The 24,818-nt window shown below is 70.9% G+C and carries 27 protein-coding genes and 3 riboswitches; of the genes, 17 read left to right on the forward strand and 10 right to left on the reverse strand.

Annotation, left to right across the window (positions count from 1 at the left end; all coding sequences use genetic code 11):
• Positions 1 to 125 precede the first annotated feature (125 nt).
• From ACIBCJ_RS14920 to ACIBCJ_RS14930, 3 genes are all read right to left on the reverse strand, one after another.
• On the reverse strand, positions 126 to 596 hold the full coding sequence (locus tag ACIBCJ_RS14920) for a hypothetical protein (RefSeq protein WP_365978228.1): 471 nt from the start codon (positions 594 to 596) through the stop codon (positions 126 to 128).
• Between the two features lie 36 nt (positions 597 to 632).
• On the reverse strand, positions 633 to 1,040 hold the full coding sequence (locus ACIBCJ_RS14925) for a (2Fe-2S) ferredoxin domain-containing protein (protein WP_362506067.1): 408 nt from the start codon (positions 1,038 to 1,040) through the stop codon (positions 633 to 635).
• Between the two features lie 62 nt (positions 1,041 to 1,102).
• Positions 1,103 to 1,231, reverse strand: a riboswitch (cobalamin riboswitch).
• Positions 1,232 to 1,284: 53 nt separating this feature from the next.
• On the reverse strand, positions 1,285 to 2,271 hold the full coding sequence (locus ACIBCJ_RS14930) for a ferric reductase-like transmembrane domain-containing protein (protein ID WP_365978229.1): 987 nt from the start codon (positions 2,269 to 2,271) through the stop codon (positions 1,285 to 1,287).
• A gap of 268 nt (positions 2,272 to 2,539) precedes the next feature.
• Positions 2,540 to 2,691, forward strand: a riboswitch (cobalamin riboswitch).
• 357 nt (positions 2,692 to 3,048) lie between these two features.
• Between ACIBCJ_RS14930 and ACIBCJ_RS14935 the strand changes: the two genes are divergently transcribed.
• The 12 genes from ACIBCJ_RS14935 (at position 3,049) to ACIBCJ_RS14990 (ending at position 14,527) form a co-directional block, all read left to right on the forward strand.
• Positions 3,049 to 3,810, forward strand: a complete 762-nt coding sequence (locus ACIBCJ_RS14935) for a hypothetical protein (RefSeq protein WP_365978230.1) — start codon at positions 3,049 to 3,051, stop codon at positions 3,808 to 3,810.
• Positions 3,807 to 4,829, forward strand: coding sequence for a cysteine synthase family protein (locus ACIBCJ_RS14940; protein ID WP_365978231.1), 1,023 nt, complete (start codon positions 3,807 to 3,809; stop codon positions 4,827 to 4,829). The genes ACIBCJ_RS14935 and ACIBCJ_RS14940 overlap by 4 nt, the downstream gene beginning before the upstream one ends.
• Entirely contained in the window at positions 4,826 to 6,067 is a 1,242-nt protein-coding gene (locus tag ACIBCJ_RS14945) for an ATP-grasp domain-containing protein (protein ID WP_365978232.1), read from the forward strand. The genes ACIBCJ_RS14940 and ACIBCJ_RS14945 overlap by 4 nt, the downstream gene beginning before the upstream one ends.
• Positions 6,060 to 7,328, forward strand: a complete 1,269-nt coding sequence (locus tag ACIBCJ_RS14950; protein ID WP_365978233.1) for an MFS transporter — start codon at positions 6,060 to 6,062, stop codon at positions 7,326 to 7,328. Before ACIBCJ_RS14945 ends, ACIBCJ_RS14950 begins: the two co-directional genes overlap by 8 nt.
• Entirely contained in the window at positions 7,297 to 8,046 is a 750-nt protein-coding gene (locus ACIBCJ_RS14955) for a class I SAM-dependent methyltransferase (RefSeq protein ID WP_362506082.1), read from the forward strand. Before ACIBCJ_RS14950 ends, ACIBCJ_RS14955 begins: the two co-directional genes overlap by 32 nt.
• Positions 8,047 to 8,135: 89 nt before the next feature.
• A riboswitch (cobalamin riboswitch) is annotated at positions 8,136 to 8,257 on the forward strand.
• A gap of 48 nt (positions 8,258 to 8,305) precedes the next feature.
• Positions 8,306 to 9,331: an ABC transporter substrate-binding protein gene (locus ACIBCJ_RS14960; protein WP_365978234.1), complete on the forward strand. Its 1,026-nt coding sequence runs from the start codon at positions 8,306 to 8,308 to the stop codon at positions 9,329 to 9,331.
• Positions 9,328 to 10,443 carry a FecCD family ABC transporter permease gene (locus ACIBCJ_RS14965; protein ID WP_399282500.1) on the forward strand — a complete coding sequence of 372 codons (1,116 nt, stop codon included), beginning with the start codon at positions 9,328 to 9,330 and terminating at the stop codon, positions 10,441 to 10,443. The genes ACIBCJ_RS14960 and ACIBCJ_RS14965 overlap by 4 nt, the downstream gene beginning before the upstream one ends.
• Positions 10,444 to 10,454: 11 nt before the next feature.
• On the forward strand, positions 10,455 to 11,240 hold the full coding sequence (locus ACIBCJ_RS14970) for an ABC transporter ATP-binding protein (RefSeq protein ID WP_362094095.1): 786 nt from the start codon (positions 10,455 to 10,457) through the stop codon (positions 11,238 to 11,240).
• Between the two features lie 400 nt (positions 11,241 to 11,640).
• Positions 11,641 to 12,330, forward strand: coding sequence for a hypothetical protein (locus ACIBCJ_RS14975; RefSeq protein ID WP_365978235.1), 690 nt, complete (start codon positions 11,641 to 11,643; stop codon positions 12,328 to 12,330).
• 6 nt (positions 12,331 to 12,336) lie between these two features.
• Positions 12,337 to 13,470: a hypothetical protein gene (locus tag ACIBCJ_RS14980; RefSeq protein ID WP_365978236.1), complete on the forward strand. Its 1,134-nt coding sequence runs from the start codon at positions 12,337 to 12,339 to the stop codon at positions 13,468 to 13,470.
• A 101-nt stretch (positions 13,471 to 13,571) separates the two neighbouring features.
• On the forward strand, positions 13,572 to 13,709 hold the full coding sequence (locus ACIBCJ_RS14985) for a DUF6342 family protein (protein ID WP_362093266.1): 138 nt from the start codon (positions 13,572 to 13,574) through the stop codon (positions 13,707 to 13,709).
• A gap of 128 nt (positions 13,710 to 13,837) precedes the next feature.
• On the forward strand, positions 13,838 to 14,527 hold the full coding sequence (locus tag ACIBCJ_RS14990) for a GAF and ANTAR domain-containing protein (protein ID WP_362506091.1): 690 nt from the start codon (positions 13,838 to 13,840) through the stop codon (positions 14,525 to 14,527).
• A gap of 105 nt (positions 14,528 to 14,632) precedes the next feature.
• Here ACIBCJ_RS14990 and ACIBCJ_RS14995 read toward each other — a convergent pair whose 3' ends face one another.
• Together ACIBCJ_RS14995 and ACIBCJ_RS15000 are read right to left on the reverse strand one after the other, a co-directional pair.
• A complete protein-coding gene (locus ACIBCJ_RS14995; RefSeq protein WP_362506094.1) occupies positions 14,633 to 15,145 on the reverse strand; it encodes an ATP-binding protein in 513 nt (170 codons plus the stop codon).
• Positions 15,146 to 15,371: 226 nt separating this feature from the next.
• Positions 15,372 to 16,304, reverse strand: coding sequence for a LysR family transcriptional regulator (locus ACIBCJ_RS15000; protein WP_362093256.1), 933 nt, complete (start codon positions 16,302 to 16,304; stop codon positions 15,372 to 15,374).
• 109 nt (positions 16,305 to 16,413) lie between these two features.
• Here ACIBCJ_RS15000 and ACIBCJ_RS15005 point away from each other — a divergent pair, with 109 nt between their 5' ends.
• The 5 genes from ACIBCJ_RS15005 to ACIBCJ_RS15025 all read left to right on the forward strand — a co-directional run bounded on the left by ACIBCJ_RS15005 (position 16,414) and on the right by ACIBCJ_RS15025 (position 20,603).
• Complete coding sequence (locus ACIBCJ_RS15005; RefSeq protein ID WP_365978237.1) at positions 16,414 to 17,292, forward strand: alpha/beta hydrolase; 879 nt, start codon at positions 16,414 to 16,416, stop codon at positions 17,290 to 17,292.
• 268 nt (positions 17,293 to 17,560) lie between these two features.
• Positions 17,561 to 18,142, forward strand: a complete 582-nt coding sequence (locus ACIBCJ_RS15010) for a hypothetical protein (RefSeq protein WP_362093250.1) — start codon at positions 17,561 to 17,563, stop codon at positions 18,140 to 18,142.
• Positions 18,143 to 18,461: 319 nt separating this feature from the next.
• A complete protein-coding gene (locus tag ACIBCJ_RS15015) occupies positions 18,462 to 19,160 on the forward strand; it encodes a nitroreductase family protein (protein ID WP_365978238.1) in 699 nt (232 codons plus the stop codon).
• Positions 19,161 to 19,185: 25 nt separating this feature from the next.
• The gene (gene hxlB / locus ACIBCJ_RS15020) at positions 19,186 to 19,794 is read left to right on the forward strand and encodes a 6-phospho-3-hexuloisomerase (protein WP_365978239.1); all 609 of its coding nucleotides are present in this window, start codon (positions 19,186 to 19,188) and stop codon (positions 19,792 to 19,794) included.
• 65 nt (positions 19,795 to 19,859) lie between these two features.
• Positions 19,860 to 20,603: a triose-phosphate isomerase family protein gene (locus tag ACIBCJ_RS15025; protein WP_365978240.1), complete on the forward strand. Its 744-nt coding sequence runs from the start codon at positions 19,860 to 19,862 to the stop codon at positions 20,601 to 20,603.
• A 180-nt stretch (positions 20,604 to 20,783) separates the two neighbouring features.
• Here the strand turns inward: ACIBCJ_RS15025 and ACIBCJ_RS15030 are convergent, their stop codons facing one another.
• The 5 genes from ACIBCJ_RS15030 to ACIBCJ_RS15050 all read right to left on the reverse strand — a co-directional run bounded on the left by ACIBCJ_RS15030 (position 20,784) and on the right by ACIBCJ_RS15050 (position 24,706).
• Positions 20,784 to 21,728 (reverse strand): hypothetical protein, encoded by a 945-nt coding sequence (locus tag ACIBCJ_RS15030; RefSeq protein ID WP_365978241.1) that lies wholly within the window; start codon positions 21,726 to 21,728, stop codon positions 20,784 to 20,786.
• 203 nt (positions 21,729 to 21,931) lie between these two features.
• Positions 21,932 to 22,198: a hypothetical protein gene (locus tag ACIBCJ_RS15035; protein ID WP_399282537.1), complete on the reverse strand. Its 267-nt coding sequence runs from the start codon at positions 22,196 to 22,198 to the stop codon at positions 21,932 to 21,934.
• 148 nt (positions 22,199 to 22,346) lie between these two features.
• Positions 22,347 to 22,589 carry a DUF6411 family protein gene (locus ACIBCJ_RS15040; RefSeq protein WP_362093236.1) on the reverse strand — a complete coding sequence of 81 codons (243 nt, stop codon included), beginning with the start codon at positions 22,587 to 22,589 and terminating at the stop codon, positions 22,347 to 22,349.
• A 129-nt stretch (positions 22,590 to 22,718) separates the two neighbouring features.
• Positions 22,719 to 23,168, reverse strand: coding sequence for a response regulator (locus ACIBCJ_RS15045; protein WP_362093234.1), 450 nt, complete (start codon positions 23,166 to 23,168; stop codon positions 22,719 to 22,721).
• Positions 23,165 to 24,706: a CHASE3 domain-containing protein gene (locus tag ACIBCJ_RS15050; RefSeq protein ID WP_365978479.1), complete on the reverse strand. Its 1,542-nt coding sequence runs from the start codon at positions 24,704 to 24,706 to the stop codon at positions 23,165 to 23,167. Before ACIBCJ_RS15050 ends, ACIBCJ_RS15045 begins: the two co-directional genes overlap by 4 nt.
• Between the last annotated feature and the right edge of the window lie 112 nt (positions 24,707 to 24,818).

A 24,818-nucleotide genomic window follows, 5' to 3' on the forward strand; every position in this document is an offset into this window, starting at 1 on the left:
GGTCGGAGGCAGACCGGGGGAAGTTCCCCTCATCCGCCGTGACGCGCGTCACACCTGCTTGACGTTCAGGGGTCGATGGCGGGAGCGATCAGGACGGGCCGAGCGGTGCCGAACCATTGCCCCGGTCACCCGTGGGAGAACAGCGTGAACAGGCGTCCGGTGTCCACAAGCGCGGTCGTGAGGTCGGTGAGCGGTTCGCGGACGGCCGGGCGGAGCGCGAGCAGGGCGTGGGCCGCACCGGCGAGGGCCGACGTCGAGTTGCCGTCCAGCAGGCGGGGGGCGATCTTGACGCGGAGTCCGTCGGCCAGTGTCGACAGGTGGCCCGTCACCTGCTCGTACAAAGCGCGGACGGGACCGCCGCCCGGCCGGGCGGCGTGACCGAGCTGGGCGATGGAGACGTCGACGCGCGGCTGCGAAGTGCGGTGACGACGCGCGACGGCTTCGGCGAGGTCGGTGAATCCCGCCTGGTAGGAGTGGGCGAGCGGGTGCCGGCCGTCGTCCGGTCCGCCGACCCGCAGGGCGAAGAAGCCGCCGAGGCTCGCCACGTCGTGCAGGGCAGCGGCGACGGAGGCTGTCGAGGCACGGGCTTCGTGCACGGTTCCCGTCCTCTCTTCGGCACGCTGTCCGTGCGGTCAGGAGGCCGTACGCCGTCGCGGCGGCGTGATGGCGTACAGGTCGAGGATGTCCGGTCGGGGCGCGACGCCCGGTCCGCCGGCGCGTGCCCAGGCGGCGACGTCCTCGGTGGCGTCCGGGTCGTTGACCAGCCCCAGCCAGACGGGCCGGGCGCCGGCGGCTCGGCCCTGCGCGGAGGGCTGGACGACGATGACGTTGGCGTGGTCGCAGACGTCGAGGCAGTCGGAGACGCGCACCGGGACCGCGGCACGCAGGCGCTCCACCTGGGCCGTATGGTCGACGCCGGTCACTTTGGGGCTGCCGCAGCAGCAGTCGCGGCACACGACGACGCGACACGGCGCGGAGCCGGGGGCGGACGCCGCCTTCCTCGCGTCGTCGGGCGTTCGTCCGGTCGGCGTTGCGGGCATGGGGTGCCGTCCCTCTCTCCGGGGAGATCCGCCCCGGTGGTCCGTCGAGGAGGCGACCGCGTGAGTCTCCTGGCTCTCGGGTCGATGCCCGTCCCGGCCTTCCCACCCGTTGCGGGGCAGTGGCCTCTTCGGGACGCGCTCGCCGATCACAGTGGCGGGACCGCGCCGGATTCGCACCGGCTTCCTCGTTACGCCGTCGCCTTGTCGCCGGCCATCATCCCATCCCGCAACGCGGTGCCGACCGTCAGTCCGTCTCCTGCTCGTGCGGAGCGGTGGCGGGCGGATGGGTCGGACGGTCCCGTCCGCCGTCACGACCGGACATCACCACGACGACCAGTGCGACGACGACGGCTCCGGCGACGACGCGTCCGGCCGCGCGCCCCCACCAGACAGGACGGGCCGTGCCCGCGCCCCGCCTCGGCGGCCCCAGCCGTTCGGCCCGTCGGGCAGGCCGCAGCAGACGCATCAAAAGCAGTGCTGCGACGGGGAGTTGCAGCAGCCACAGGACGGTGCGCGGCCACTCGCCGTACCAGACGTTGGTTCCGTACAGCAGGGTGTGCCACACGCTGAGCACGTAGACGACGATCACGAAGCGGTGCAGCCGGCGCCAGGTGTTCGCTCCGATGCGGTGCCGGATGTAGAACAGCAGGCCGAGAGGGATCGCGAGGTACAGGGCGCCCTGGCCGAGCGGGATGGCGACCCGGCCGGTGCCGGAGTCGTACCAGCCGGGCACGAAGGTGTCGGCGAAGCCCACCCACAGCCGCTCGGCCCAGTCCACCTTCGTCTCGTAGCGGACGAGTTCGGCGGCGAACATCAACGCGTGCGCGAACATGAGCGCCATCGTGGTCAGGCTCGTGGTGCGGTGCCAGCGCTCCAGTACCTGCCGGGAGACCGGCAGCCGGGCGGGGCGCGGCCCCGACAGCAGCAGGCCCAGCATGACCGTGCCCCAGGCCCACAGCAGCCCCGACCAGCCGAAGGCCTGGCTGAGCAGGTACATCCAGTAGGTGCCGGCATCGTCCATGAACGGCATGACCGCGACGGTGTCCGAAGCACCCGACTCCATGCGGGACCAAAGGAGGGCGAACACCAGCCCCGTGACCACCACCGCCGCGGTGGCGTCGGGCACTGCGGCACGCAGATCACCGCGCAGCGCGACGCGGTCCCCGGGAGGCCGCCGGCCTCCGGTGGCGGCCGCCGCCCCGCCCTCGTCCGGCCTCGTGTCCGACGTCATCGGGCGCCTCCCCAGGCACGGGCCACCGCCGCAGCGGTGCGCATGTGTCGTGAGGCAACAAGTCTGGCCGATGGGGCGGCGATCCCCGGAGGCACGATCCGGCCAGACCGACCACGACGACCGAACGGGGACACACCTGGTTTCCGCCTCCCCTCCACTTTCAGGACAACCGTTGAATCCCATCTGTCGCAGGAATACGAGCGCCCTTACGCTGATGGACGCAGTCGGTTCGCGCCTCCCCTCCGCCCGGATGCCGGCGGCGCGACGCAAGAGGGAACCCGGTGCGAATCCGGGGCTGTCCCGCAGCGGTGAGTGGGAACGAAAGCCGTCGATGTTCACTGGGTCCGCGTCAGGACCGGGGAAGAGACGGCCGGTAGGGGTCCGCCCTTTCGGCGGACGAGCCCGCGAGTCCGAAGACCTGCCACTGCGCCCGCGCTCCGCGCGGGTCGTGCACGTGACCTCGTGGACTGGGTCGGTGGTATGGGCGGTCGTACGTCGTGCGTGTGGCCGCGCCTCCTTCCCTGTCGCTGTCCAAGGCCAGGTACGGAGGATGCTGTGCGGAACCCAGCCGCTTCGCGTCGGCATGTCCGACCCCGGGCCGAGGTGTCGTCCGACGGCTCCGGGCGGCCGGCCCTCGGACCCGTAGCGGGTGTCCCCCGGGAACGGGACCAGTCCCGCGTCACGGTCTCCGGCGTCTGTCACGGCACTCTGGGTGAGCTGTACCAGGGCCCGTTGCGAGCGGGCACCGCACCTGAGATCGCGGTGGTGTCCTTTCCCGTGGACCGACATTCCTGGGTGTACTTCACACCGAGGAAGGCCACCGGCCCGCCGCGTCCGACGGCCCTGGGTGCGAAGTCGGCGACAGCGGCCCGCCTCTTCCTCGACCACTACGGCCTCGCCTTCCCCCCGGGCGACTGGCGCACCCACTCCGAACTGCCGGTAGGGGTGGGGATGGCCAGCTCCACGGCGGACATCGTGGCGACACTGCGCTGCCTGTTCCGCGTCTTCTCGCTGCCGTACGACATGGACGTGGTCCTCGGCATCCTGTCGGACATCGAGCGCGCCGACAGTGTCTTCCTCGACGAGTTCGCCCTGTATCTCAGCGGCCGGCACCAAGTGGTGCGGCGACTGGGCCGGGACGTCGGCTTCCACACCGCCTACGTCATGGAACCCGGCACGGTGGACACCGCCGCCGTCACTCCCCTGCTGCTGGACCACTACCGGCGCCGCGACGAGGAGTACCAGCGGTGTCTGACCGATCTGCTGAAGGGCTTCGACTCGGGCGACCCGGCCGCCGTCGCCCGTGCCGCCACGTGCAGCGCCGCGTTGTCCCAGGAGGTGTTGCCCAAGGCGACTTTCGGCAGTCTGCAAGCCCATCGTGAGCGATTCGGCGCCGACGGCGTCTTCGTCGCCCACACCGGCTGCCTGGTCGGCTACCTCTTCGTCTCCCGCCCAGGCGCCCACGTCAAGTCCGAACTCTCCGCGTTCTTCCAGTCGCTCGGCCACCAGTGCACCTTCGCCCAAGGAGGCTACGGGTGATCCACCCCCACATCGCCGACGCCCTCAAAGCCCCGGACCTCGTCCGGCTCACCGACGGCCTGGTCCTGCTGCGGTTCGAGTCGATGAAGATCTACTCGGCCCTCGCCGCCGTCCGTCATCTGCTGGAGCGGGGCACCGTCCGTCCGGGACAGACCCTGATCGACAGTTCCAGCGGCATCTACGCCTACGCGCTCGCTCTTGCCTGTCACCGGTACGGCATGCGCTGTCACATCGTCGCGTCCACCACCGTCGACGCCACCACCCTGGCCCAACTGGAGATCCTCGGCTGCACCGTGGAACAGGTCAGACCGTCGCGGAACCTGAAACTGGACCAGGAACTGAGGGTGCGACGGGTGCGCGAGATACTCGCCGAGCGCCCCGGTCACCACTGGATGCGCCAGTACCACGACGACATCCACTACCTCGGCTACCAAGAGATCGCCGACCGCATCGCGGCACAGTTCCCGCACGCCTCGCTGACCGTCGTCGGCGGTGTGGGGTCCGGAGCCTCGACCGGCGGCATCGTGGAACGCCTGCGCGTCACGGACCCCTCGGTGCGTCTGGTCGGCGTCCAGCCCTTCGGCAGCGTCACCTTCGGCAGCCAGGACCATCACGATCCCGAAGCGATCATCGCCGGTATCGGCTCGTCCATCGTCTTCGACAACGTCCGCCACCACCTCTACGACACCGTGCACTGGCTGGACTTCACGCACGCCATGTCCGGCGCCGTCGCCCTGCTGCGCGAACACGCGGTCTTCGCCGGGCTGTCCACCGGGGCCGGCTATCTGACGGCGACGTACGAGGCCCGCCGCCACCCCGACCGACTGCACCTCGTGCTGGGCGCCGACACCGGACACCGGTACGTGGAGCGGGTGTTCGCCCGGCACACCGAGGCCCTGGACCCGGCCGCGCTGAAGCCCGTTGAGGTCCGCGGTCCCGAGGAGATGACCATGCCCTGGTCGAGGGCGACGTGGCAGCGCACTCCCCGCCAGGCGAAGTGGAAGGAGAGTGCCGCATGACCGTGGCCTGCCTGGAGTCACTGACCTTCGGCCTCGGCCGTCTGGTCCGCGCCGCCGACCGGCTCGGCGAGCGCCTGCTGCTCCTCACCCGGGACCCCGCGTACTACGCCTACGAACTGGACCGGCTGCCCACCGACGCCCTGGACGTCGTCGTGACCGACACCTTCGACGTGGAGCGGGTCGACTCGCTGCTCCGGCGCACCCCGGAACTGCGCGGCCTGATCAGTTCCACCGACACCTGGACACTGGCCGGCGCCGAGCTCACCGATCGCCTCGGCCTGCCCGGCCTCGACCCGGCCGTGCTGCGGATGACCCGGGACAAGGCCGCCGTACGCAACAGGCTGCACGAGGCGGGACTCACCCGCGCCCGGGCCGTCGAATGCGCCGTCCCGGACGGCGAGGCACGCGGGCTCCTGCTCAAGGAGGCGGGGGTGCCGCTCATACTCAAGGACACGGCCGGCACCGGGAGTCAGAACGTGTGGCTGGTCCGTGACGAGGGCGAACTCGACGCGGCGCTGGAAGAGTCGTCCGGTCGGGACCTGAAGGGGCGGCTGTTCGCCGAACCCTATCTCAGCGGGCCGGTGTACAGCGCCGAGACGCTCACCTGGGACGGTCGCACCAGGCTGCTGGGCGTCTCCAGCCGGCTCATGTCACCTGAGCCGCACTTCCGGGAGGAGATCACCGCCTTCCCCGTGGCGTTCCCGAGCCCGCAACGGACATCACTCGAGTCCTGGCTCGATCGGGTACTCGCCGCCGTCGACTACACCGACCGGTTCGCACATGTGGAGTTCGTGCTGACCGCCGACGGCCCGGAGGTGGTGGAGGTCAATCCCCGCATCGGAGGCGCCCTGGTCGGCGAGGGCATGTGCCGGGCCCTCGGCGTCAACGTGTACGAGGCGGTGATCGAGGCCGCACTCGGCCGCCGCCCCCGTCTCATGGACGCGGAACTTCCCGGCGGTCCGGCCGTCGCCTTCGTTCTCGGCTACCCGGCCGCCCCCGGCGTGTTCACCGGCGTCGCCGGGCTCGACCGGCTGACCGACATGCCGGGAGCCCCCACCTGGTATCCGGCCAAGCAGCCCGGCGACCTCATCGAGCACCTGAGCGACAGCCGCGGATACGCGGGCCTCGTGTACGCCGAGGCGGAGACCGCCGAACTCGCCACCCACCGCGCGGTGGCCGCTGCCAACGCCTTGCGTGTCCTCACCGAACCGGCCGGCCGGGAGGCGCCCGGTGGGTGAACGCACCCCCGGGGAACCGGGCCTGCGGGCCTCGCTGTTCCCGCTCACCGGCCCGCTGCGGTTCCTCCTGCTCAGCTCGTTCCTCATCCCGCTCGGCAGTTTCATGGTCCTGCCGTTCATGTCGGTGTTCCTGCACGAGCGGCTCGGGATGGGTCTCGGCACGGTCGGCGTCGTCCTGGCCGTGGCATCGCTCGTGCAGTTCTCGGGCGGCATCGTCGGCGGAGCCCTCGCGGACCGGATCGGGCTGCGCCGCACCATGCTGTGGGCACTGGTCGTACGCTCCGCCGGTTTCACCGGGCTCCTGCTGGCCCTGCGCTGGCCGCCCCTCGCGGTCGGCGCACTGGTCCTGACGTGCTGCGGTGCCGCGCTCTACCTGCCCGCCAACAAGGCGTACCTGGTGCACGGCGTCGACGACGAGCGCCGCCCGGCGTTCCTGTCGGCGGGCAACGCGGCGCTCAACGCCGGGATGGCGGTCGGCCCGCTCATCGCCGGGCCGTTCGTCCTGTCCTCGCCCGGCTGGCTGTTCGCAGCCGTCACGACGCTGTTCCTCGCGGTCACGGCGGGACACGCACGGCTGCCGCAGACCCACGGGACGCACGCCGCCGAATCGACGGAAACGGCCCGCCCGGGACTACTCGCCGGCGTGGCACTCCTGCCGTTCGCCGCCAACGCGCTGGCCTTCTACCTCTACTTCCACTTCCAGCACTTCCTGGCGGTGTACGCCGTCGAGCGCGCCTCCAGCGGCTTCTACAGTCTGGTGCTGCTGCTCTGTTTCACGCTGGTCATCGTCGTACAGCCGCTCGCCTCCGGCCTGATCCGGCGCATGCCGTACGCCCTCGCCCTCGCGGTCGGATTCACGGGCCTGGCAGCGGGCCTGGCCGTGCTGGCGGCCGGCACCCGGACGGCGCTGCTGGCGGGCGGCGCGCTGATCACCCTCGGCGACATCGTGCTGTTCCTCAAGAACGACCTGGAGGCACTGCTCCGCAGCCCCCGCTCGGACGCCGTGGTCTTCGGTCAGCAGCGACTGGCCGCGGGCCTGGGCGCCTGCGCGAGCGGCGTGCTGGGCGGCCAGGTGTACAGCCTCGGTGAACGGGCCGGCCACACCGGCTGGTTCTGGCTGCTGGCAGCAGCCCAGTGCCTGCTGCTTCCCCCTCTGCTGCTCACGCTGCGCCGTCGCACGGCGCGGCGCCCTGTCCCCGACGGCGACCACGAAGGAGCACTGACGCGCGATGACACGGACGGGCGGATTCCAGGACGATGACTTCTGGACCGAGTTCCACGACTTCCTCTTCTCCGAGCAGCGCCACGAGCAGGCCGAGGAACTCCTCGACACCTCTCCCCTGCTCGCCCTGACCGAGAGGTCACGCGTGCTGGACCTGTGCTGCGGGCCGGGCGTCTTCACCGTGCCCCTCGCCCGCCGCGGTCACCGCGTGACCGGAGTGGACCTGAGCCCGGCCATGCTGGACCGGGCACGCAAGCGCTCGGCCGACGCCGGTGCCGACGTGACGTACGTCCGGGCCGACGCACGCGAGTACGAAGCGCCGGGCGGCTTCGACGTCGTCCTCAACATGTTCACCTCCTTCGGATACTTCGAGGACCCCGCCGACAACGCGCGCGTGCTGCGCACCATGCACAGCTGCCTGGCCCCCGGCGGCACACTCATTCTCGATCTCGCCGGGAAGGAGCTGCTGGCCCGCAGGGTCACCCCGCCCAAGGTGGTGCGGCGGGGCGAGGACCTGATGGTGCAGACCGACTCCGTGCTGGACGACTGGGCACGGCTGCGCAGCGAGTGGGTACTGGTCCGGGGCGAGCGGGTGACGCGGGCCACCTTGACGTGGTTCGTGTACAGCGCGGTGGAGCTGCGGCGGATGGCCGAGGAGGCGGGGTTCGGCCGCGTGGAGGTCTTCGGCGGGTTCGACGGACGCCCGTACGACGAGAACGCCGAGCGGCTCGTCCTGCGGGCGGTCCACGAGGCGTGAGGAAGGCGGGGCGTGCGGCCGGGTCCGCACGCCCTTTTGCCGTCGGCTCGCGGGACCGTAGGATCGCCTGGTCATCGCCGCGACGGGAGACAGGAAGCCGGTGCGATTCCGGCACGGTCCCGCCACTGTGACCGGGGAGCGCCCCTCCGACATGCCACTGCGCACCGCGCGGGAAGGCGGAGGGAACGTCGATCCGGGAGTCAGGACACTGGTCCGTCGCGGGCCCGATCCGAGGAGCGCGGACTCCAGGAGGCTTCACGTGTCCCAGTTGTTCACCCCTGCCCGCACGCGCGGGTTCCTCCGCGCCACGGCCGCAGCCGTGGCCCTTTCATCAGTGCTGCTGACCGCCGCCTGCGGTGCGTCCGACGACGGCGACCGGGACGCGAAGGCGACCGCCGCCGCGCCCGCGGGCTTCCCGGTCACCATCGACAACTGCGGCGTGAAGACGACGTACGACGAGCCGCCGTCGCGGGTGGTCACCATCCACCAGCATCCGGCGGAACTCATGCTCGCCCTCGGTCTCGAGGACCGCATGGTCGGTATGGCCTTCCCCGACTCGGCCGTCCTGCCCGAGCTGAAGAAGGACTACGAGGCGATCCCCGAACTGGCGGAGAGGGAGCCGTCGTTCGAGAAGATCCTGGACGCCGAACCCGACTTCGTCTACGGCGGCTACGGCAGCGCCTTCGCCGAGAAGGAGGGCCGTTCCCGCAAGGCGTTCGCCGACGCCGGCATCGACACCTACCTCAACCGCGAGTACTGCGGCAAAGGGCAGGTGACGATGAAGGACACCTACGACGAGATCCGGACCATCGGCAAGATCTTCGGAGTCCCGGACCGGGCCGACAAGCTGGTCACCGACCTGCGAGGCCGCGTCGCGAAGGCCACCGCCGAGGTCGAGGGCGAGCGCGAGATGCCCGTCTTCGTCTACGACAGCGGCGACAAGAGCGCCTTCACCGCGGGCGGCAAGGGCCTGGGCACCGAGTTGATCCGGCTGGCCGGCGGCAAGAACGTCTTCGCCGACCTGGACGACGTCTTCGGCGACGTCTCCTGGGAGCAGGTCGTCGAGCGCAAGCCGGAAGTCATCGCGATCTACGACTACGCCGGCGCCGGAAGCGTCGAGGACAAGAAGAAGTTCCTGCTCTCCCAGACCGCGCTCGCCGACGTACCCGCCGTCAGGAACAAGCGGTTCGTGGTCCTGCCGCTGACCGCCACGCTGGTCGGCATCCGCTCGGCCTACGCGGTCGACGACCTGGCCCGCGGACTGCACCCGGAGAGCTTCCAGTGACCCAGGCCGCCACCGGCACGCCCGCCGAAGGGACGGTGCCACGGCGGAAGACCACCGAATCAGGACAGGGCCGTACGCGGCTCGGCGTCACGCTGCTGGTGCTCACCGCTCTGCTCGTCGTCTCCGCGACGGCGGGCCTCGCGATCGGCTCCGTGCACGTACCGCCGGGCCAGGTGTGGGGCATCGTGACGCACGCGCTGGGCGCCGACTGGCAGCAGCCGGGCTGGTCACGGGCCCGGGAGACCATCGTGGTGGACGTACGGGCGCCGCGGGTGCTGCTCGGTGCGGTCACCGGCGCAGGACTCGCGGTGATCGGCACCGCCCTGCAGGCACTGGTGCGCAATCCGCTCGCCGAGCCGTACCTGCTCGGCGTCTCCTCCGGGGCGTCGCTCGGCGCGGTCTCGGTGATCGTGTTCGGGTTCACCCTCTTCGGACCGGCTTCCCTGTCGGTGGCCGCCTTCGTGGGGGCGCTGGGCGCGCTCCTGCTCGTGTACGCCACCGCCCGCACCGGCGGACGCATCACCTCGTCGCGGCTCGTGCTGTCGGGAGTGGCGATCGCGGCGGTACTCACCGCGGTACTCGATCTGCTGCTGCTCACCACCGACCGGGGCAACGAGGCCCGCGCGGTCCTCGCCTGGACCCTCGGCGGTCTCGGCGGCGTCAACTGGGAGACGCTGTGGCTGCCGAGCGCCGCCCTGCTGCTCGGCATCGGCGTCCTCATGGCGCAGGCCCGCAACCTGAACCTGCTGCTGGCCGGCGAGGAGGCGGCCAGCACGATGGGACTGGACGTGGCCCGCTTCCGCGCCCGCCTGTTCGTCCTGCTCTCCCTCGTGACGGGAGTCCTGGTCGCGGCGGCCGGACCGATCGGCTTCGTCGGCCTGATGATGCCCCACGTCGTGCGCCTGTTCGTCGGCGGCGACCACCGCCGGGTCCTGCCGACGGCGGCACTCGGCGGAGCGGTCTTCCTCATCTGGGCCGACATCGCCGCGCGGACGATCGCCGCGCCGATGGAGATACCCGTCGGCGTGCTCACCGCCCTGTGCGGCGGGCCCTTCTTCCTGTGGCTGATGCGCCGGGACGCCCGACGCGGCACCGACCGAGGAGTGGCATGACCGCGACCGGCATGGCGCCGGCCGAACTGAGCGTCGACGGCGTCACGCTCACCGCCGGAGCCCGCCACCTGGTGCGCGACGTCTCCCTGACCGCCCGCCCCGGCGAGACCATCGGGCTCGTCGGCCCCAACGGCAGCGGCAAGTCGAGCCTCCTGCGCACCGTCTACCGCGTCCTGCGCCCCGACACCGGCCGGGTCAGGGTCGACGGAGACGACGCCTGGACGCTGCCGGTGCGGCAACTGGCCCGCACCGTGGCGGCGGTGGTACAGGACTCGGCCGCCGACTTCGACCTCGCCGTCCGCGAGGTCGTCGCCATGGGCCGCACCCCGCACAAACGACTCCTCGCCGGTGACACGCCCGAAGACGCCGGCCTCATCGACCGCGCGCTCCTCGCGGTCGACGCCCTCCACCTGGCCGACCGCCCCTTCGACCGGCTCTCCGGCGGCGAGCGCCAACGCGTCCTCATCGCGCGCGCCCTGGCCCAGCAGCCCACCCTCCTGGTCCTCGACGAACCCACCAACCACCTCGACGTCCGGCACCAGCTGTCGGTGCTCGGCACCCTGCGCCGCCTGCCCACGACCGTCCTGCTCGCCCTGCACGACCTCAACCTGGCCGCCTACTACTGCGACCGCCTCTACGTCCTGCACGACGGCGAAGTCACCGCCTCGGGCCCACCCACCGAGATACTCACCCCGCGGCTCCTCGCCGAGGTCTACGGGGTGGCGGCGGAAGTCGCCACGCATCCCCGCACGGGCGCCCCGCAGGTGACGTTCCTCCCCGAAGAGTCACCCGCATGAAGGGCTTCTCCCTGCTGCCGGGCACACATCAATCACGGCCCGGCCGGCTTCGCCGTCGTCGCCCTTCGCTCACGTCCTTCCCACAATCGCGTCGCTGGACGCCGGGGCACCCAGCAACGGCTCGTGAGCCAGGTGAAGCGCGGGACGCCCAGGTAGCGAGGAGGGACTGTCGCCGCGACCGTCACGCCCCGCGCAGCGCACTTTCCTCCCTGCCGCTTCACGACCGCAGCTCAGGAGGTTGGTGGCCATGCCTGAACCGGATGCCGGGCCGACAGGGCAACGGGCAGACACCTGAATGCTCCGGTGACGGGTGGAGCACATGATCAGCAGCCGCCTGGCATGAACGAGTTCGCCCCATTGGGCAGACCGAACAGTCGCCGGGACAGTACGGTCGTGCCCCATGGAAGCGGAAGAAGCCGGGCGCGCAGTTCGAACCGTCCATGACGCTGCTGCGCATGCATTGGAGCAGCTGAAAGGTATCGACATCTCGACAGAGGAGGCGGATGCCAGGCTGGCCATGCTCGGTGGCGTGATAGACGAATTCAACGCCGGCATGCGGAGCGTTCTGCCTGTCTGGGCCGAGATGGCCTCCGATGGTTTCAGGTCCACGTACCCGGGCGACCCCTCACACCTGTGGGTTGCCCTCGGCGCGTTCCTCGCACTCAACGAAGACCGCGCCGGGACGTACGCCGACAAACGCTTCCGGATCTGGGACCTGATGGGCTGCCTCAAGAGGGAACTGGCCGTCGCGCTCGCCGAACTCGATCCGCCCCTCCCGCAGCCCGATGCCGGAGCCGGCGCCGGCGTCAGCGCCAGTCAGAGTGCTGATACGTCGGGGTCGATCGGCTCGCGCCCCCCTGGTCCGGCATTCCGTGAACACGTACCGGAGGGTGAGAGGCACCGGTGGCATCAGTTGAGAGACCGTGGACGAGACTACGCCGAGGCTGTCGCCGAGGAGCAGCGTGAGGTCCCAACGCCGCCGGGATCGAACTCCGCACATCCGGTTCCGGGTATCGTCTCCGGCCCTTACGACGATCTGCGCGAACCGTGGTATCGCCGTCTAGTGCGCCGCAACCGAGGCGAGCGGTAGTCAGCGGTGACCGGACTGATTCAGAGCGCCCTCGGCGGTGGGCGTGCGTTGCTGGTCGGCTGGATCCTGCCCAGCCTGATCAACGTGCTGGTGTTCGGGTTCGTGGTGGTGCCGAACCTGAGCAGGTTCGAAGCACTTGGAGCTGAGACGGGCCGGGCTGCCATCTTCGGTCTGGTTGCCACTGCGGTCCTGGGCTTGGTCCTTGCTGCCCTGCAGACACCGCTGTACCGCGTCCTCGAGGGCTATCTCGGTTGGCCTCGATGGTTGATCGCGACGCGACGTCGGCATCATCTGGCCCGCAAGCACCTTCTGCGCAACCGCGTGGACGCCGTGACCTTGGCCGGGCAGGAACGTGCCGGCTGTCTGGCCGCAGCCGACCAGCCCGTGCTCGCTGCCCTCCGTGCCCACCCCATCATCAGCCGCCACCTCGCCCCGGACGTCACCAAGGGCGAGGTCTGGTTCGCACTGCTCAACGAGCGGTTGCACCGTTACCCATTGGATGATCGGCAGGTCGCCCCGACGCAACTCGGGAACGCCATTCGGCGTTTCGAGGAGTACGGTTACGACCGTTTCCGGCTCGACTCACAGGTGCTCTGGCACGAACTGAACGCTGCCGCACCGGATTCGGCACGCCAGCAGACCAATGACGCCCGGATGAGCGTCGACTTCTTCATCAGTTTGCTCTACGGGCACCTGATCGTCGCCGGGGCCGCCATAGTCGACCTGGCCGTCGGCACCGCGTCGCGTCCATGGCTGGTCGCAGTGGTGATCGCGGGCCTGCTGCCGCTCACGATGCTCTGGTACCGCCTGGCGGTCGTGGCCACCGACGAGTGGGCGGGCGCGGTCCGGGCCATGGTCAACCTCGCGCGACACCCGCTTGCCGCAGCGCTCGGGCTCACCCTTCCCCAGAGGCTCGAGGACGAACGCGCCATGTGGCGCCTCGCGAGCGGTCTCGTGGACACCGGATTCCGTCCAGGGCTGTCCGCTCTGGACGCCTACCGAACTGCCCCCTCGGAACCGAGCGCGGCACCCACTTCACCCCCGTCCCGGTCCAGCCTGCCGGCGGCTCGTTCGTCTCCGGCGGCGCCGGCAGCCGCTGCCGACACACCACGCAGTGGCGGCGAGCCAGCAGGGCCGTGAAGTTCGCGTCACCAAGTGCCATACCTGGCAACGAAGTCGTATTCACTGAGGCACGGAGGTGTCCTCACGGGCGCCCCGCGGGACCGGAGGGGAGACTCTCCATGCCTGACATAGGCCTCGGTGCAGCGAACGGCTGGGAGGACGGTGACTTCCACGGCCGCGTGAAGCTGACGCAGAGCAAAGGTCAGTCGAACCCGGCGAAGAAGGACGTGGTCGTGGCCTGGAGCATGACTGCATGACACGGCACACGGCACCCGGTCGGATGTGTTTCCGACACCCTTCCCCCATAGCTGGACGACGGGCGTGTCGAGGGGGCTTAGAGTGAGCGGACGGCTCGATGGATGTGCCCTAGGCGGATGGTGGCGGGATGCAGTGGCAGCGGTTCGCTCAACAGATGGCTGTACTGGCCCGGGATCTGCTGGAGAAGAAGACGGTCCAGGAGACGCTGGACGCGATCTCGGCCGCGGCGGTGGATCTGGTCGAGGGTTGTGACGCGGCCGGGATCCTGGCGGTCCGCAAGGGCAAGGCGATCACCCTGTCCTCGTGCGGGGACATGGTGGAAGCCTCCGACCGTGTCCAGGGCGAGCTGGGCGAGGGCCCGTGTTACGACCTGGCCCGCCACAAGGACGGCGAGCGCACCTACCGGATCGAGGACATGACCCGGCCCCGGCCGGACTGGCCGGCCTACGCCAAGGCCGCCCGCGAGCTCGGTATCGGCAGCATGACCGGCATCCTCCTCTACACCGACGACGAGGACTTCGGCGCCCTCAACCTCTACGCCCGCCGCCCCGGCACCTTCACCGAGGACATCGAGACCGCCGGCTGGATGCTCGCCTCCCACGCAGCCGTCGCCCTGGCCAGCGCCCGCACCATCGACCAGCTCGAAAACGCCATGGAGACCCGCCACGCCATCGGCGAAGCCATGGGCATCCTCATGGAACGCCACCACATGAGCGAAGACGATGCCTTCAACGTGCTGCGCCGCCTCTCCCAGCACCACAACATCAAGCTACGCGATGTGGCGCAGACGTTCCGCGCCGAGCACGACCGCCGCTGAGCGGCAAGGTGCACGCCGGGCGGCGGCCGTGCCGGGCCGGCGTCTGCGCGCCGTGCCGGGTGAGGTTGCGGTTGCAGTTGCGGTTGCGGTTGCGGTTGCCGACCTCTATCCCGAGGTTCCGTCGGGTGTTCGGTCCACGTGGACCCGGTCGGGGCGCGGAGAGGTGCGGCGCTGGTGGAGGGTCAGCTCCGCAGTGATCTGCTTGCCCTCGTCGGTGCGCTGGACGGTGAGGCGCCTGCTGAGGGCCCCGACGATCTCCAGGCCGTGACCTCCCGGGCGGCGGGGATCGACCGGCCGGGGCTGAAGCATGGCGGGAGAGGTGTCCCGGACGGTGATCCGCACCGTGCGGCCGTGGTCGGCCACCTGGAGGTGCAGGCGGCCCGGTCCGGGGGCGTGCCGTGCGGCGTTTGTGACCAGTTCGCTGACCACGAGCCGGACGTCGTCGGCGGTACAGGGCGCCACCGGCACCTGATGGGTGTGCCGCAGGGCGGACAGCAGTGCGTCGGCTTCGGCCCGTGCCCGGGCGGCCGGGGGCGGAGAGCCGCTCCAGGCCAGGTGCCGACGCAGAGTGTTGTCCGGTCCCTGCCCCTCCGCCTGCTTCATAAGCGGTTGAGACATGAAGATCGTCACTCTCAGTCGTAGCGTTTTGTGCGCTTGGTTCCCTCTTGAGGGGACGGGCAGCGACTACCCGCCCCGGTGCGTGTTATGGATGCCGGTCCACGAGAGCCGAACCGGAGCCGCCCGGCGTGGGCCGGGGCGCCCGCGGCATCGCCTCGTGCAGGACGGAACGGCCACCCGCGGAGCAGCGGTCGCACCGCACCGGTTCGAGAGAGGACGGCCCGGATCAAGCGCGGGGTCGGAGCCTGTCGTCGAGCGCGGAACCGACGTCTGGGCAGTGCTTGCGGATGGTGTCGAGGAAGGCGCGCAGCACCGGGGAGTGGTCACGGGCCGCGAAGGACAGGACGAGATCGGGCAGGGGCGTGTGCGGGGTCACTTCGCAGAACCGCACGCCCGGACGCGGAACCGCCCTCATGCGGGACGGCCCCAGACCGACGCCCACACCCGAGGCGGCGAGGCCGATGATCGTGTGCACGTCCCTCGCGACGGTCGCGCCGCCGAGAGCCGCCGAGTCGGTGCCCAGCAGGGTGCGCAGTCCGCCGACGACGGCGGGCTCGTCCTCGCCAGCCGACACGATCAGCCGCTGTCGCCGCAACTGATCGGCGCCTACTGACTGTTGCCCCGCGTAGGGGTGCGTCGTGCTCACCACGGCGATCACGTGGTCGTGTCCGACCGGGACGGACGCGAGATGCTCGGCTCCGGCGCCTCCTGGCGGGCCGAGGGTGAGGGCCACGTCCAACTCCCCGGCGATGAGAGCCGGGCCACTGCGGCTGGTGGCCATTTCGTGCAGTTCCAGTCTCACATCGGGCCGTTCACGGCCGAACCGGCTCAGGACACCGGGCAGCGGGTCGAGCAGCGCCGAGGCGATGAAGCCGAGGCGCAGGCGTCCCGTCTCGCCGCGCGCGGCCCGGCCCGCGTCGATCGTGGCCGCCGCGATCTCGTCGAGCGCCCGGCGCGCCCGTGCGAGGAACGCTTCACCGGCGGCGGTCGGGAACACCCCCCGATGTGTGCGGTCGAACAGCCGGGTCCCGACCTCACGCTCCAGGTCGGCGATCTGCTTGGACAACGGGGGCTGCGCGATACCCAGCGCGCCGGCTGCCCGGCCGAAATGCTGGTGCTCGGCGAGAGCCACCGCGTACCGCAGGTGTCGCGCTTCCATGCCCTGCCCTGGCTCCCCTCAGGTGACTGGCCATACCTCAAAGATATCGGTGTGCCACTTGCCAGATCTATCCATGGATGAAGCGGAGACTCCTGTCTGGAATGGAGGCATGAGGAACGCATTCCCGACCGGCACCGTCTTCGTCTTCGTGCACGGTGCCTGGCACGGCTCCGGGCAGTGGGCGGCGACACAACGCGCGCTGGCCGCACTGGGCGCCGCGAGCGCGGCCGTCGAGCTGCCGGGGCACGGCTTCGACGCGCCCCTGCCCACCGGGTACCTGCTGCCCGGCCAGCCGGGCCTGCTGACCGAGAGGTCGCAGCTCGCCGCCCTGACGATGGACGACTGCGCCGAGGCGGTACTGAGCGTCCTGCACCAGGTGCGTCACCAACGCACTGTCGTGCTCGTCGCGCACAGCGCGGGCGGCGGTCCCGCGTCCCTGGCCGCGGAGCGGGCACCCGAGCTCGTGGACCGGATCGTCTACCTGTCCGCCTTCGTCCCGGGCGGACGTCCGCGGTTCTTCGACTATCTGGGCTCACCCGAGAACGCCACCGCGCTGGGCCAGAACCTGAACCTCGGCGACCCCGAGGCCCTGGGCGCCGTACGCATCAATCCCCTCTCACCGGATCCCGTCTACCTCCGCGAACTGCGGGAGACCCACTACCACGACACTCCTCCGGACCGCTTCGACCGGTGGCGGTCCGCGCTCAGCCCCGACCTGCCCCTGGCGATCCCGACGGCTCCGATCACCCTGACCGCGGCACGGTGGGGACGCATTCCACGAACGTTCCTGCGCTGCTCCGAGGACCGGGCGCTCGCACCGGCCGCACAGGACCTGATGATCGCGGAAGCCGACCGGGGTTTCCCCGGCAATCCGTTCACTGTGCGCACCCTGCCCGGGGGCCACAGCCCGTTCGCCTCCCGCCCGGGCGAGCTTGCCGCGGCCCTCGCCTCGTCCGGGCCGAGTCCACGGCAGTTCGGCACGAGCTGACCGCTGCAGTGCGCCGCGAGACGTGAGCTGGTTCGCAGAGGCCGGCCGTGGAGCCTGCGGAGTGCGGTGCGGTGTCGGGCGCGCGGGTTTCACCCGGTGGTCGCCTCCTTCGCCCCGTTCGCGCCGTCGCACACCCTTGTCCGGCGGACGGTACCGCAGCAGCCTGGTCCGAAGAGTTCCTGCGCGGTATCGCGCCCCGTCCCCCTGCCCGAGGCACGCGACCGCCGCGCCCCTGCACGACGTTCACCCGCTCCGAGAGGAACCACCCATGTCTCATCCCTTACGCGTGCGGAGCCTGCCCCGAACGGCGACGGTACTGACCGCGCTCTGTCTGCTGTTCGGCACCTTGCTGGCGGCGTCACCGGTGCACGCGTCCGCCCGGCAGGCCGATGGTCTGCTGGACCTCACCTGCACTCCCCCCAGCAGCGCGGTCTCCAGTTACAGTCCGCCGCTGAGCAACACGCCGCAGACCTCCCAGTCGACGATCTCCTACCAACTGGGGCCCTGCGTCTCGCTGTCGCGGCCCGACGTCACCTCCGGTTCGTCCCTCGTCGTCAATCCCCCGCGGCAGCGCACCTGCCTCGACCTGCTGGCAGGCGGAAGCATGACGCTGGTCATCACCTGGAACACCGGTGAGACCAGCACCGTGTCCGCGAACTTCAACACCACCGTGGTGGGCGCGTTGTTGCAGGTGGTCATCACCGGCACCGTCACGTCCGGGCTGTTCCAGGGGGACGCCGTGGCGCTGACCCAGACCGGCCCCGCGACCCAGGTTCTGCAATGCACCCTGGGCCTGGGCACGGTCTCCAGCATCTACAGCACGGTGCTCCTTGAGATCACTTCGCTCTGACGCCGCGCTCTCCACGCGCCACCCGGGCCGGCTCCACGGGACGCCGCCGGCTCGGGTCCGCGTTCCCGTCCCGTGGAGGCGGCCCGTACGGTCGCGCCACTGCTGCTCTGCCCAGCCGTGAACACGTGACCACTGCCCGGTGCCGCTGCACGGGCAGCGAACCTTCCGTGCGGAAAGCGGCCTTCCGCACGGACGCGAACCTTCCGTGCGGAGGGCCGCCCGATCCCGCAGGCCCTCGAAACCGCCGAGGGCGAGGTCCTGCGGGGCTTCCCGGACCGACGACGACCGGCCCCTCGGCCAGATGCGTGAGGAACCCCGCATGACCGAGTTCACCGCACCCTGTGACGTTCCGGCCACCGACCGGGACACCGTGCTGCGCATCCTGCGGACCACCCGCTCGGTGCGCCGCCGCCTCGACACCGACCGTCCCGTCGACCTCCGACTCGTGCACGCGGCACTCGAAGTGGCCCTGCAGGCTCCCAACGGCTCGAACGAGCAGCCGTGGCACTGGATCGTCGTGACCGACCCACGCCGCCGTACCGCGCTGGCCCGCTGTTACCGCGAGGCCGCCCGGCCTTATCTCGCGGCGATGACACGACGGGTCGAGGACGGCACCGTCGGCCGCGGCGTACTGAACGCGTCCCTGCGGCTGACCGAAGTACTCGACCGGGTACCGGTGATGATCGTGCCCTGCCTCGCGTCCACGCCCGCCGACCACGTCGGTCTTTTCCGCCGGCTCGGTTACCCGCCGTCCGCCGAACACGCCGCCCTCTCCGTCTACTACGGATCCGTCTGGCCCGCCGTCTGGAGTCTGATGCTCGCCCTCCGGGCCCACTCCCTGGCGAGCGCGGTCACCGCTCTGCACCTCACCCGGCCGGACGAGGCCGATGGGATCCTCGACCTGCCGGAAGGCGTCACCCAGGCCGCCCTGCTCGCCGTCGCCCACCCCACCGGGGAATCGTTCCGCCCCGCTCCTCGCCGCGCCCTCGACACCGTCCTCCACCACGACACCTGGTGATCCCGGCACAGGAAAGGACCACGGGATGGTCGACCAGCAGAACCAGCGCCCGCCTCAGACTCCGCTGAACGTCGGTGTGGACGGACCCCTCGCCGCCGCCCGCCGCACCGTCCTCCGGGAGATCGAAGCACTGCTCACCCGTGCCCGAGAGGACCAGGCCCAAGAACTCATGCAGGCGGTGTACGACGCCCCGAGGATCATGGTGCTGGGGGCGGGCCGCTCCAAACTCGCCGTGGACGCCTTCGCCATGCGCCTGATGCATCTCGGGCTGACCGCCCACGTCGCCAGCGACGTCACCTGCCCGGCCGTCACCGAGGGCGATCTGCTGGTGGCGTGCAGCGGGTCGGGGCACACTCCCACGGTGGTGCAGCGCGCCGAGGCGGCCAAGGAGGCAGGGGCCCGGATAGCGGTCGTGACCGCGAACCTCGAGTCGCCGCTGGCCGGACTGGCGGACCTTCGCGTCCATCTCGCCGAGTACAGCCAGGACTTCGAACCCGACGCCTCGACGCAGTTCGTCGGCACCCTGTTCGAGCAAGGGGCGCTGGTCTTCTTCGACTGCCTGATCCTCGCCCTTCAGCGCACCCACCACGTCGACGCGGCCGAGATGTACGCCCGGCACACCAACCTGGAGTGAGGACCGCGCCGCAGCCGGCCCCCGCACCGGACATCCGATCCCGAAACGCAGGAAGGCGGTCCGCGATGTCGCGACGTTCCGCGCCCCTCAGCTTCACCAGTACCAAGGCCCGGCTCGGCCTGACCCGTACGCGGGACTGGATCGAGAGCCTGCTGCTGCCGAACGCCGAGCGCCTGGCCGATGTCTCCTTCTTCGCCTGCCTGCCCCATCCCTTGCTGCTTCCGGCCGGGCAGTGGCTGCTCGGCAGCGGCGTCGGCGTCGGCGCCCAGGACGTGGCGGCGGACACCGAAGAAGTGACGGGCGCGGTGAGCGCCTCCCTGCTGGCCGAGGTCGGCTGCTCCCACGTCATGGTCGGGCACGCCGAACGACGCGGCGCCTTCGGCGAGACCGACCGACTCGTCGCCCGCAAGGCCGCCGCCGCGAGCGGGGCCGGTCTCACCCCGGTGGTGTGCGTCGGTGAGACCGAGAAGCTCCCCGCACCCGACGCGGCGGCACTGGCCTCCGCCCAGGCACGCTCGGTCGTGGCCGCCGTCCCGCCGGACCGGCCCCTGCTCTTCCTGTACGAGCCGGGGTGGGCCATCGGCGGCGACGAGGCCGCCGACCCGGTCCACGCCGGCCACGTGCTGCGGGCGCTGCGGGACGTCACCGCCGGACACCGCGCCCGCTTCGTCTACGGAGGGGCGGTCGTGCCCGGCGTCTACACCCGTCTGCGCGCCGAAGCGGACTGGGACGGCGTGGCCCTGGGCCGCGCCGCCCAGGACCCGCTGCTCCTGACCGAGTCCCTGGACGAACTCGCCGGCCCCGGATGAGACTCCGTGAACACCGCGACGCCGGAGCCCTCCGTTCGCGGCGCCGCGGTGTCGACGCCAGGTCGGTGTCCGGCCTCATGGGTGCCCGCCGGTGAGCGTCACCCCTGAGCCGGCTGCCCAGCACCGCCGGGCTGGCGGGGCACGGCTGGACCCCGCTGCCCCGCGCGCGGCCGTGCCGAATCAGTCAGGGAACACCACCATGCAGGACGGCGGCACACCCGGAGGCAGGTGGGTTCCTTTGCGGAACTCCCCGTCGATCAGCACGGCACGCACTACGCGATGAACGTTGTGCACGGCCGTTCCACGGTACTCACGGAACGTCGGGGTGGCTTGCAGCAGTAGCGCTCCGTTGGGCAGCGGGGTCACGGAATGGAACGCGGGTGAGGCGCTCAGCAGATCAACCCCGCCCAGCGCGTCCACGATGTCTTCGGGGACGACCATGAGCCATGAGTAGCCACGCAGCCGAACGCGCCAGTTCGCAGTGTTCACCGCCGGGTCGCCGGCATCACCTCTCAGGGCGTTTTCAAGCTCCGTCTCCCCGCAGGCACGCCGGTAGGAGAGATGACCGAACACCACGTTGAACCGGTGGCACGCCCATCGGACGGACCGCAGAATACTGCTTTCGACCGTTGCCGCCCGCCCGGGGTCCCGAAGTGCCGCTTCCGACAGCTTGACAGTCAACTTCGCACAGGACGGGTTTTCCTCCTCGAATGCTGCCGCGACCGAAACATCGGAGTCGCCGATCTCTCCTTTGTCCGTGAAGAGACCGCTCTCCACTGTGATCGACTCGGCGCGGTCGTCGATGCTGCGCATCAACCAGGGCAGTACGTCCGGGACGTAGGGGTTGTACAGGACATCGAAGCTGTCGTTCGGAGCCGCGGTGGTGAACGCCCACCGCTTGGCCGCGCTCTGCGGCCGCAGCGCCGGGACGCCTGTGTACCCCGCGGTCGAGACCCGGTGAGGGCTGGCTTCTCGCCCGATGTCACTACCCGCGAACTGCCGCACCCCTTCGGTCAGCCACTGGACGGCGCAGTCCGACAGCCTGGCTTGGTCGGGCTCGAAAACGGTCAGTTCGACCGCCATCGCATGCGGAAGGCCATCGTTCAGCGCATGCACGTACTCCACGTGTCCCTTCCCGTTCGCGGGTGTCGGTGGTCTACGCGTCCCGGGGCCCGGCGAGCCGTTCGGGGCAGGTCCGAGCGTACGGGGCCGTCGTCCATGCGACGCCGCGGGAGGTCGGAGGGATGGAAGCGGATTCCGGCGGAACGCTCTGCGAGCAGGCCGTGCGCGGGACAGGTCAGATCGGGGCGCCGAGCGGCGCACCGCTCTCACCCACGTCGCGGCGGGGTGATCGTGTACAGGTCGAGGATGTCCGGCAGCGGGACGCCGCCCGGCCCCCCGGCCTGTACCCAGCCGGCGATGTCCTCGGTCGCTTCCGGGTCGTTGACCAGGCCCAGCCAGACGGGACGGCCGCCGGCGGCCCGGCCCTCCGACGAGGGCTGCACGACGATGACGTCGGCCTGCTCGCGGACGTCCAGGCACGGGCGCCCCGCAGGTGACGTTCCTCCCCGAAGAGCCACCCAATCGAGGCGCAGGGCATGTCCGACTTCGCGAAGTCGCCCGACGGCATGAGCGGAGGAAGGCCGTCGGCCACTGCGCCGTGGGACGCACCCCGGGGGGCATCGGCGCCGGTGGCTCGTGCACGCGGCCTTCCTCCGCAGGCGCGACTGATCACCGTCCGCGTCAGAACGGCATGTGACCGCGAGCCCGCCGACCGGCCGAACCGCTGCGGCCGACAGCCTTGGAGCTGCTGCGGAAGGGCTTGCTGAGAGCGCGGCCGAGTACACCGGGGGCCTTCCCCCCGGCTCGCGACCCGGCACCGAGGGTGCGCTGGGTTCCGCGTTGCGGGTGGTGGGAGAGGCGCGGGACGAGGAAGGCGACAACGGCAAGAACGACGCAGACGGCGACGATCCCCACGATCATCATGACGGACCTCCTGGGCTCGGGACGTGTCTGTCGGTTGCCCGGGGGACGGGAGGTCATGCGCGGGGCGTCGGCACGCGCCGGGCTCGGACAGCCCGGCGCCCACCCGTCTCCACGTGGGGACGCGGCGCGTCAGGCCCGGCGCCGGGGCAGTCGTACCACCTGCACGAAGAAGTCGTCGATCTGGCGGACGGCGGCGATGAACTGGTCCAGGTCGACGGGCTTGGTGACGTAGGCGTTCGCGTGCAGCCGGTAGCTGCGCACGATGTCCTCCTCGGCGGACGAGGTGGTGAGCACGACCACGGGGATGTCGCTCAGGTCGTCGTCGGACTTGATCTTCTCCAGCACCTGGCGCCCGTCGTACTTGGGCAGGTTCAGGTCGAGCAGGATGAGATCGGGGCGCGGGGCCTCGCTGTGCCGGCCGCGCCGGTAGAGGAAGTCGAGGGCCTCCTCGCCGTCCCGCACCACGTGCAGGGTGTTGCCGATCTTGTTGTCCTCGAACGCCTCGCGGGTCATCAGTTCGTCGCCCGGGTCGTCCTCCACGAGGAGCACGTCGATGGGGGTCGCGTCATAGGTCGTCATGCCAGGGTCTTTTCCTCGGTGTGGGAGCCGGCGCCGTCGGCGGTGTCGCCGCCGGAGGGCAGGGTGAAGCAGATGCGGGTGCCATCGGAGTGACCGGTGTCGATCCCGATGTGACCGCCGTGGTGTTCGACGATCTTCTTGCACAGGGCCAGCCCGATGCCGGTGCCCCCGTAGGCGTCCCGGCCGTGCAGCCGCTGGAAGATGACGAAGACCTTCTCCGCGAACTCCTCGGGGATGCCGATGCCGTTGTCGGTGACGCACAGCCGCCAGGTGCCGGGGCTGTCCTCGTCCTCCTCGCAGGTGATCCGGACCTCCGGGGTGCGGTCGGGGTGACGGAACTTCACGGCGTTGCCGACCAGGTTCTGCCAGACCATGCTCAGCAGCAACGGGTCGCCGACCACCCGGGGGAGCCGCTCGGGCCGTTCGATGTGCGCGCCGGTCTCCGTGATGGCGGTGTCCAGGTTGGCCAGGGCCTTGGTGAGGACCTGGTCGAGGTCGACTTCCACCCGGGCGTCGTTGAGGCGCCCGACGCGGGAGAAGGTGAGGAGGTCGTTGATGAGGACCTGCATGCGCTTGGCCCCGTCGACGGCGAAGTCGATGTACTGCCGGCCCCGGTCGTCGAGCTTGTCGCTGTACCGCTTCTCCAGCAGCTGGCAGAAGGAGGCCACCTTGCGCAGCGGCTCCTGCAGGTCGTGCGAGGCGACGTACGCGAACTGCTCCAGTTCGGCGTTGGAACGGCGCAGCTCCACCGCCTGGGCGTCCAGGTCCTCGGTCTGCCGGGTGAGGACCTCCTGCTGGCGGCGGGAGGCCTCGAGTTCGGCGACGATCCGCTGCCGCATGCCCTCGACGGCTCCCGCCACCGCCGCGAGGTCGGCGGGGCCCTCGCCGGTGATCACGTGGTCGAAGTCACCGTCGCTCACCCGGCGGGAGGAGGCGCTGAGGGCCTGGAGGGGTCGGGCCACCAGCACCCGGATCAGGAGGGCGAGGACCACCCCGGCCAGGAGGAACGCCGCCACCATGGCGCCGAGGATCAGGTTGCGGTCGGTACGGGCCTGGGCCAGGTCCTTCTTGCCGTCCGCCACGGCCTGGGCGAGGTCCGCGTTCTGCGTCGCCCAGAGGCCGCGGATCCGGTCGAAGGCCTTCTTCCCCTGCTCCGTGGTGGTCCGGGCGGATCCCCGGGGCTCCTCGGAGGTCACGCCTGCCACCAGCGGTTCGGCGTAGGTGCGCCGCCAGTCGGCGGCCTCGCGCTCCACGGCCTCCAGGTCCGCGAGCAGCCGGGGCTGGCCCTCGATCAGCTCGCTCAGCCGCGCGGCGGCACGCGCCTCGTCCTCCTTGCCCTGGGTGTACGGGGCGAGGAACTGGCGGTCGGCGGCGATGGCGTAGCCTCGCGCCCCGGTCTCCTGGTTCACCAGCGCGGCTTGCAGCCGGTACGTCTCGGTCTGCGCCGGCTGGAGGCGGTCGGCCAGCCGGTCGGTGACGTCCGAGGTGTGCTCCAGCAGCCGGGCGCCGACGACGCTGCCGCCGATCACCATGAGCATCACCAGTCCCAGGACCACCTGGAACCAGCCCTGCACCGTCAGCCGCCGCCCCGTGGGCCGGCCGCCCGTCTTCTCACTCACCCTGTTCTCCGACACCGTTCTCGTTCGCCCG

It is taken from the genome of Streptomyces sp. NPDC051136, from assembly GCF_044455745.1.
GTDB lineage: Bacteria > Actinomycetota > Actinomycetes > Streptomycetales > Streptomycetaceae > Streptomyces.

Coding starts and splice junctions, on each gene's coding strand:
- ACIBCJ_RS15015 (WP_365978238.1), top strand. CDS start 18,462: ATGACCGAGTTCACCGCACCCTGTGACGTTCCGGCCACCGACCGGGAC.
- ACIBCJ_RS14930 (WP_365978229.1), bottom strand. CDS start 2,271: ATGACGTCGGACACGAGGCCGGACGAGGGCGGGGCGGCGGCCGCCACC.
- ACIBCJ_RS14995 (WP_362506094.1), bottom strand. CDS start 15,145: ATGTCTCAACCGCTTATGAAGCAGGCGGAGGGGCAGGGACCGGACAAC.
- ACIBCJ_RS15005 (WP_365978237.1), top strand. CDS start 16,414: ATGAGGAACGCATTCCCGACCGGCACCGTCTTCGTCTTCGTGCACGGT.
- ACIBCJ_RS15040 (WP_362093236.1), bottom strand. CDS start 22,589: ATGATGATCGTGGGGATCGTCGCCGTCTGCGTCGTTCTTGCCGTTGTC.
- ACIBCJ_RS14945 (WP_365978232.1), top strand. CDS start 4,826: ATGACCGTGGCCTGCCTGGAGTCACTGACCTTCGGCCTCGGCCGTCTG.
- ACIBCJ_RS15000 (WP_362093256.1), bottom strand. CDS start 16,304: ATGGAAGCGCGACACCTGCGGTACGCGGTGGCTCTCGCCGAGCACCAG.
- ACIBCJ_RS15010 (WP_362093250.1), top strand. CDS start 17,561: ATGTCTCATCCCTTACGCGTGCGGAGCCTGCCCCGAACGGCGACGGTA.
- ACIBCJ_RS14990 (WP_362506091.1), top strand. CDS start 13,838: ATGCAGTGGCAGCGGTTCGCTCAACAGATGGCTGTACTGGCCCGGGAT.
- ACIBCJ_RS14985 (WP_362093266.1), top strand. CDS start 13,572: ATGCCTGACATAGGCCTCGGTGCAGCGAACGGCTGGGAGGACGGTGAC.
- ACIBCJ_RS15045 (WP_362093234.1), bottom strand. CDS start 23,168: ATGACGACCTATGACGCGACCCCCATCGACGTGCTCCTCGTGGAGGAC.
- ACIBCJ_RS14975 (WP_365978235.1), top strand. CDS start 11,641: ATGGAAGCGGAAGAAGCCGGGCGCGCAGTTCGAACCGTCCATGACGCT.
- ACIBCJ_RS14955 (WP_362506082.1), top strand. CDS start 7,297: ATGACACGGACGGGCGGATTCCAGGACGATGACTTCTGGACCGAGTTC.
- ACIBCJ_RS14970 (WP_362094095.1), top strand. CDS start 10,455: ATGGCGCCGGCCGAACTGAGCGTCGACGGCGTCACGCTCACCGCCGGA.
- hxlB (WP_365978239.1), top strand. CDS start 19,186: ATGGTCGACCAGCAGAACCAGCGCCCGCCTCAGACTCCGCTGAACGTC.
- ACIBCJ_RS14925 (WP_362506067.1), bottom strand. CDS start 1,040: ATGCCCGCAACGCCGACCGGACGAACGCCCGACGACGCGAGGAAGGCG.
- ACIBCJ_RS15050 (WP_365978479.1), bottom strand. CDS start 24,706: ATGCTCATGGTGATCGGCGGCAGCGTCGTCGGCGCCCGGCTGCTGGAG.
- ACIBCJ_RS15025 (WP_365978240.1), top strand. CDS start 19,860: ATGTCGCGACGTTCCGCGCCCCTCAGCTTCACCAGTACCAAGGCCCGG.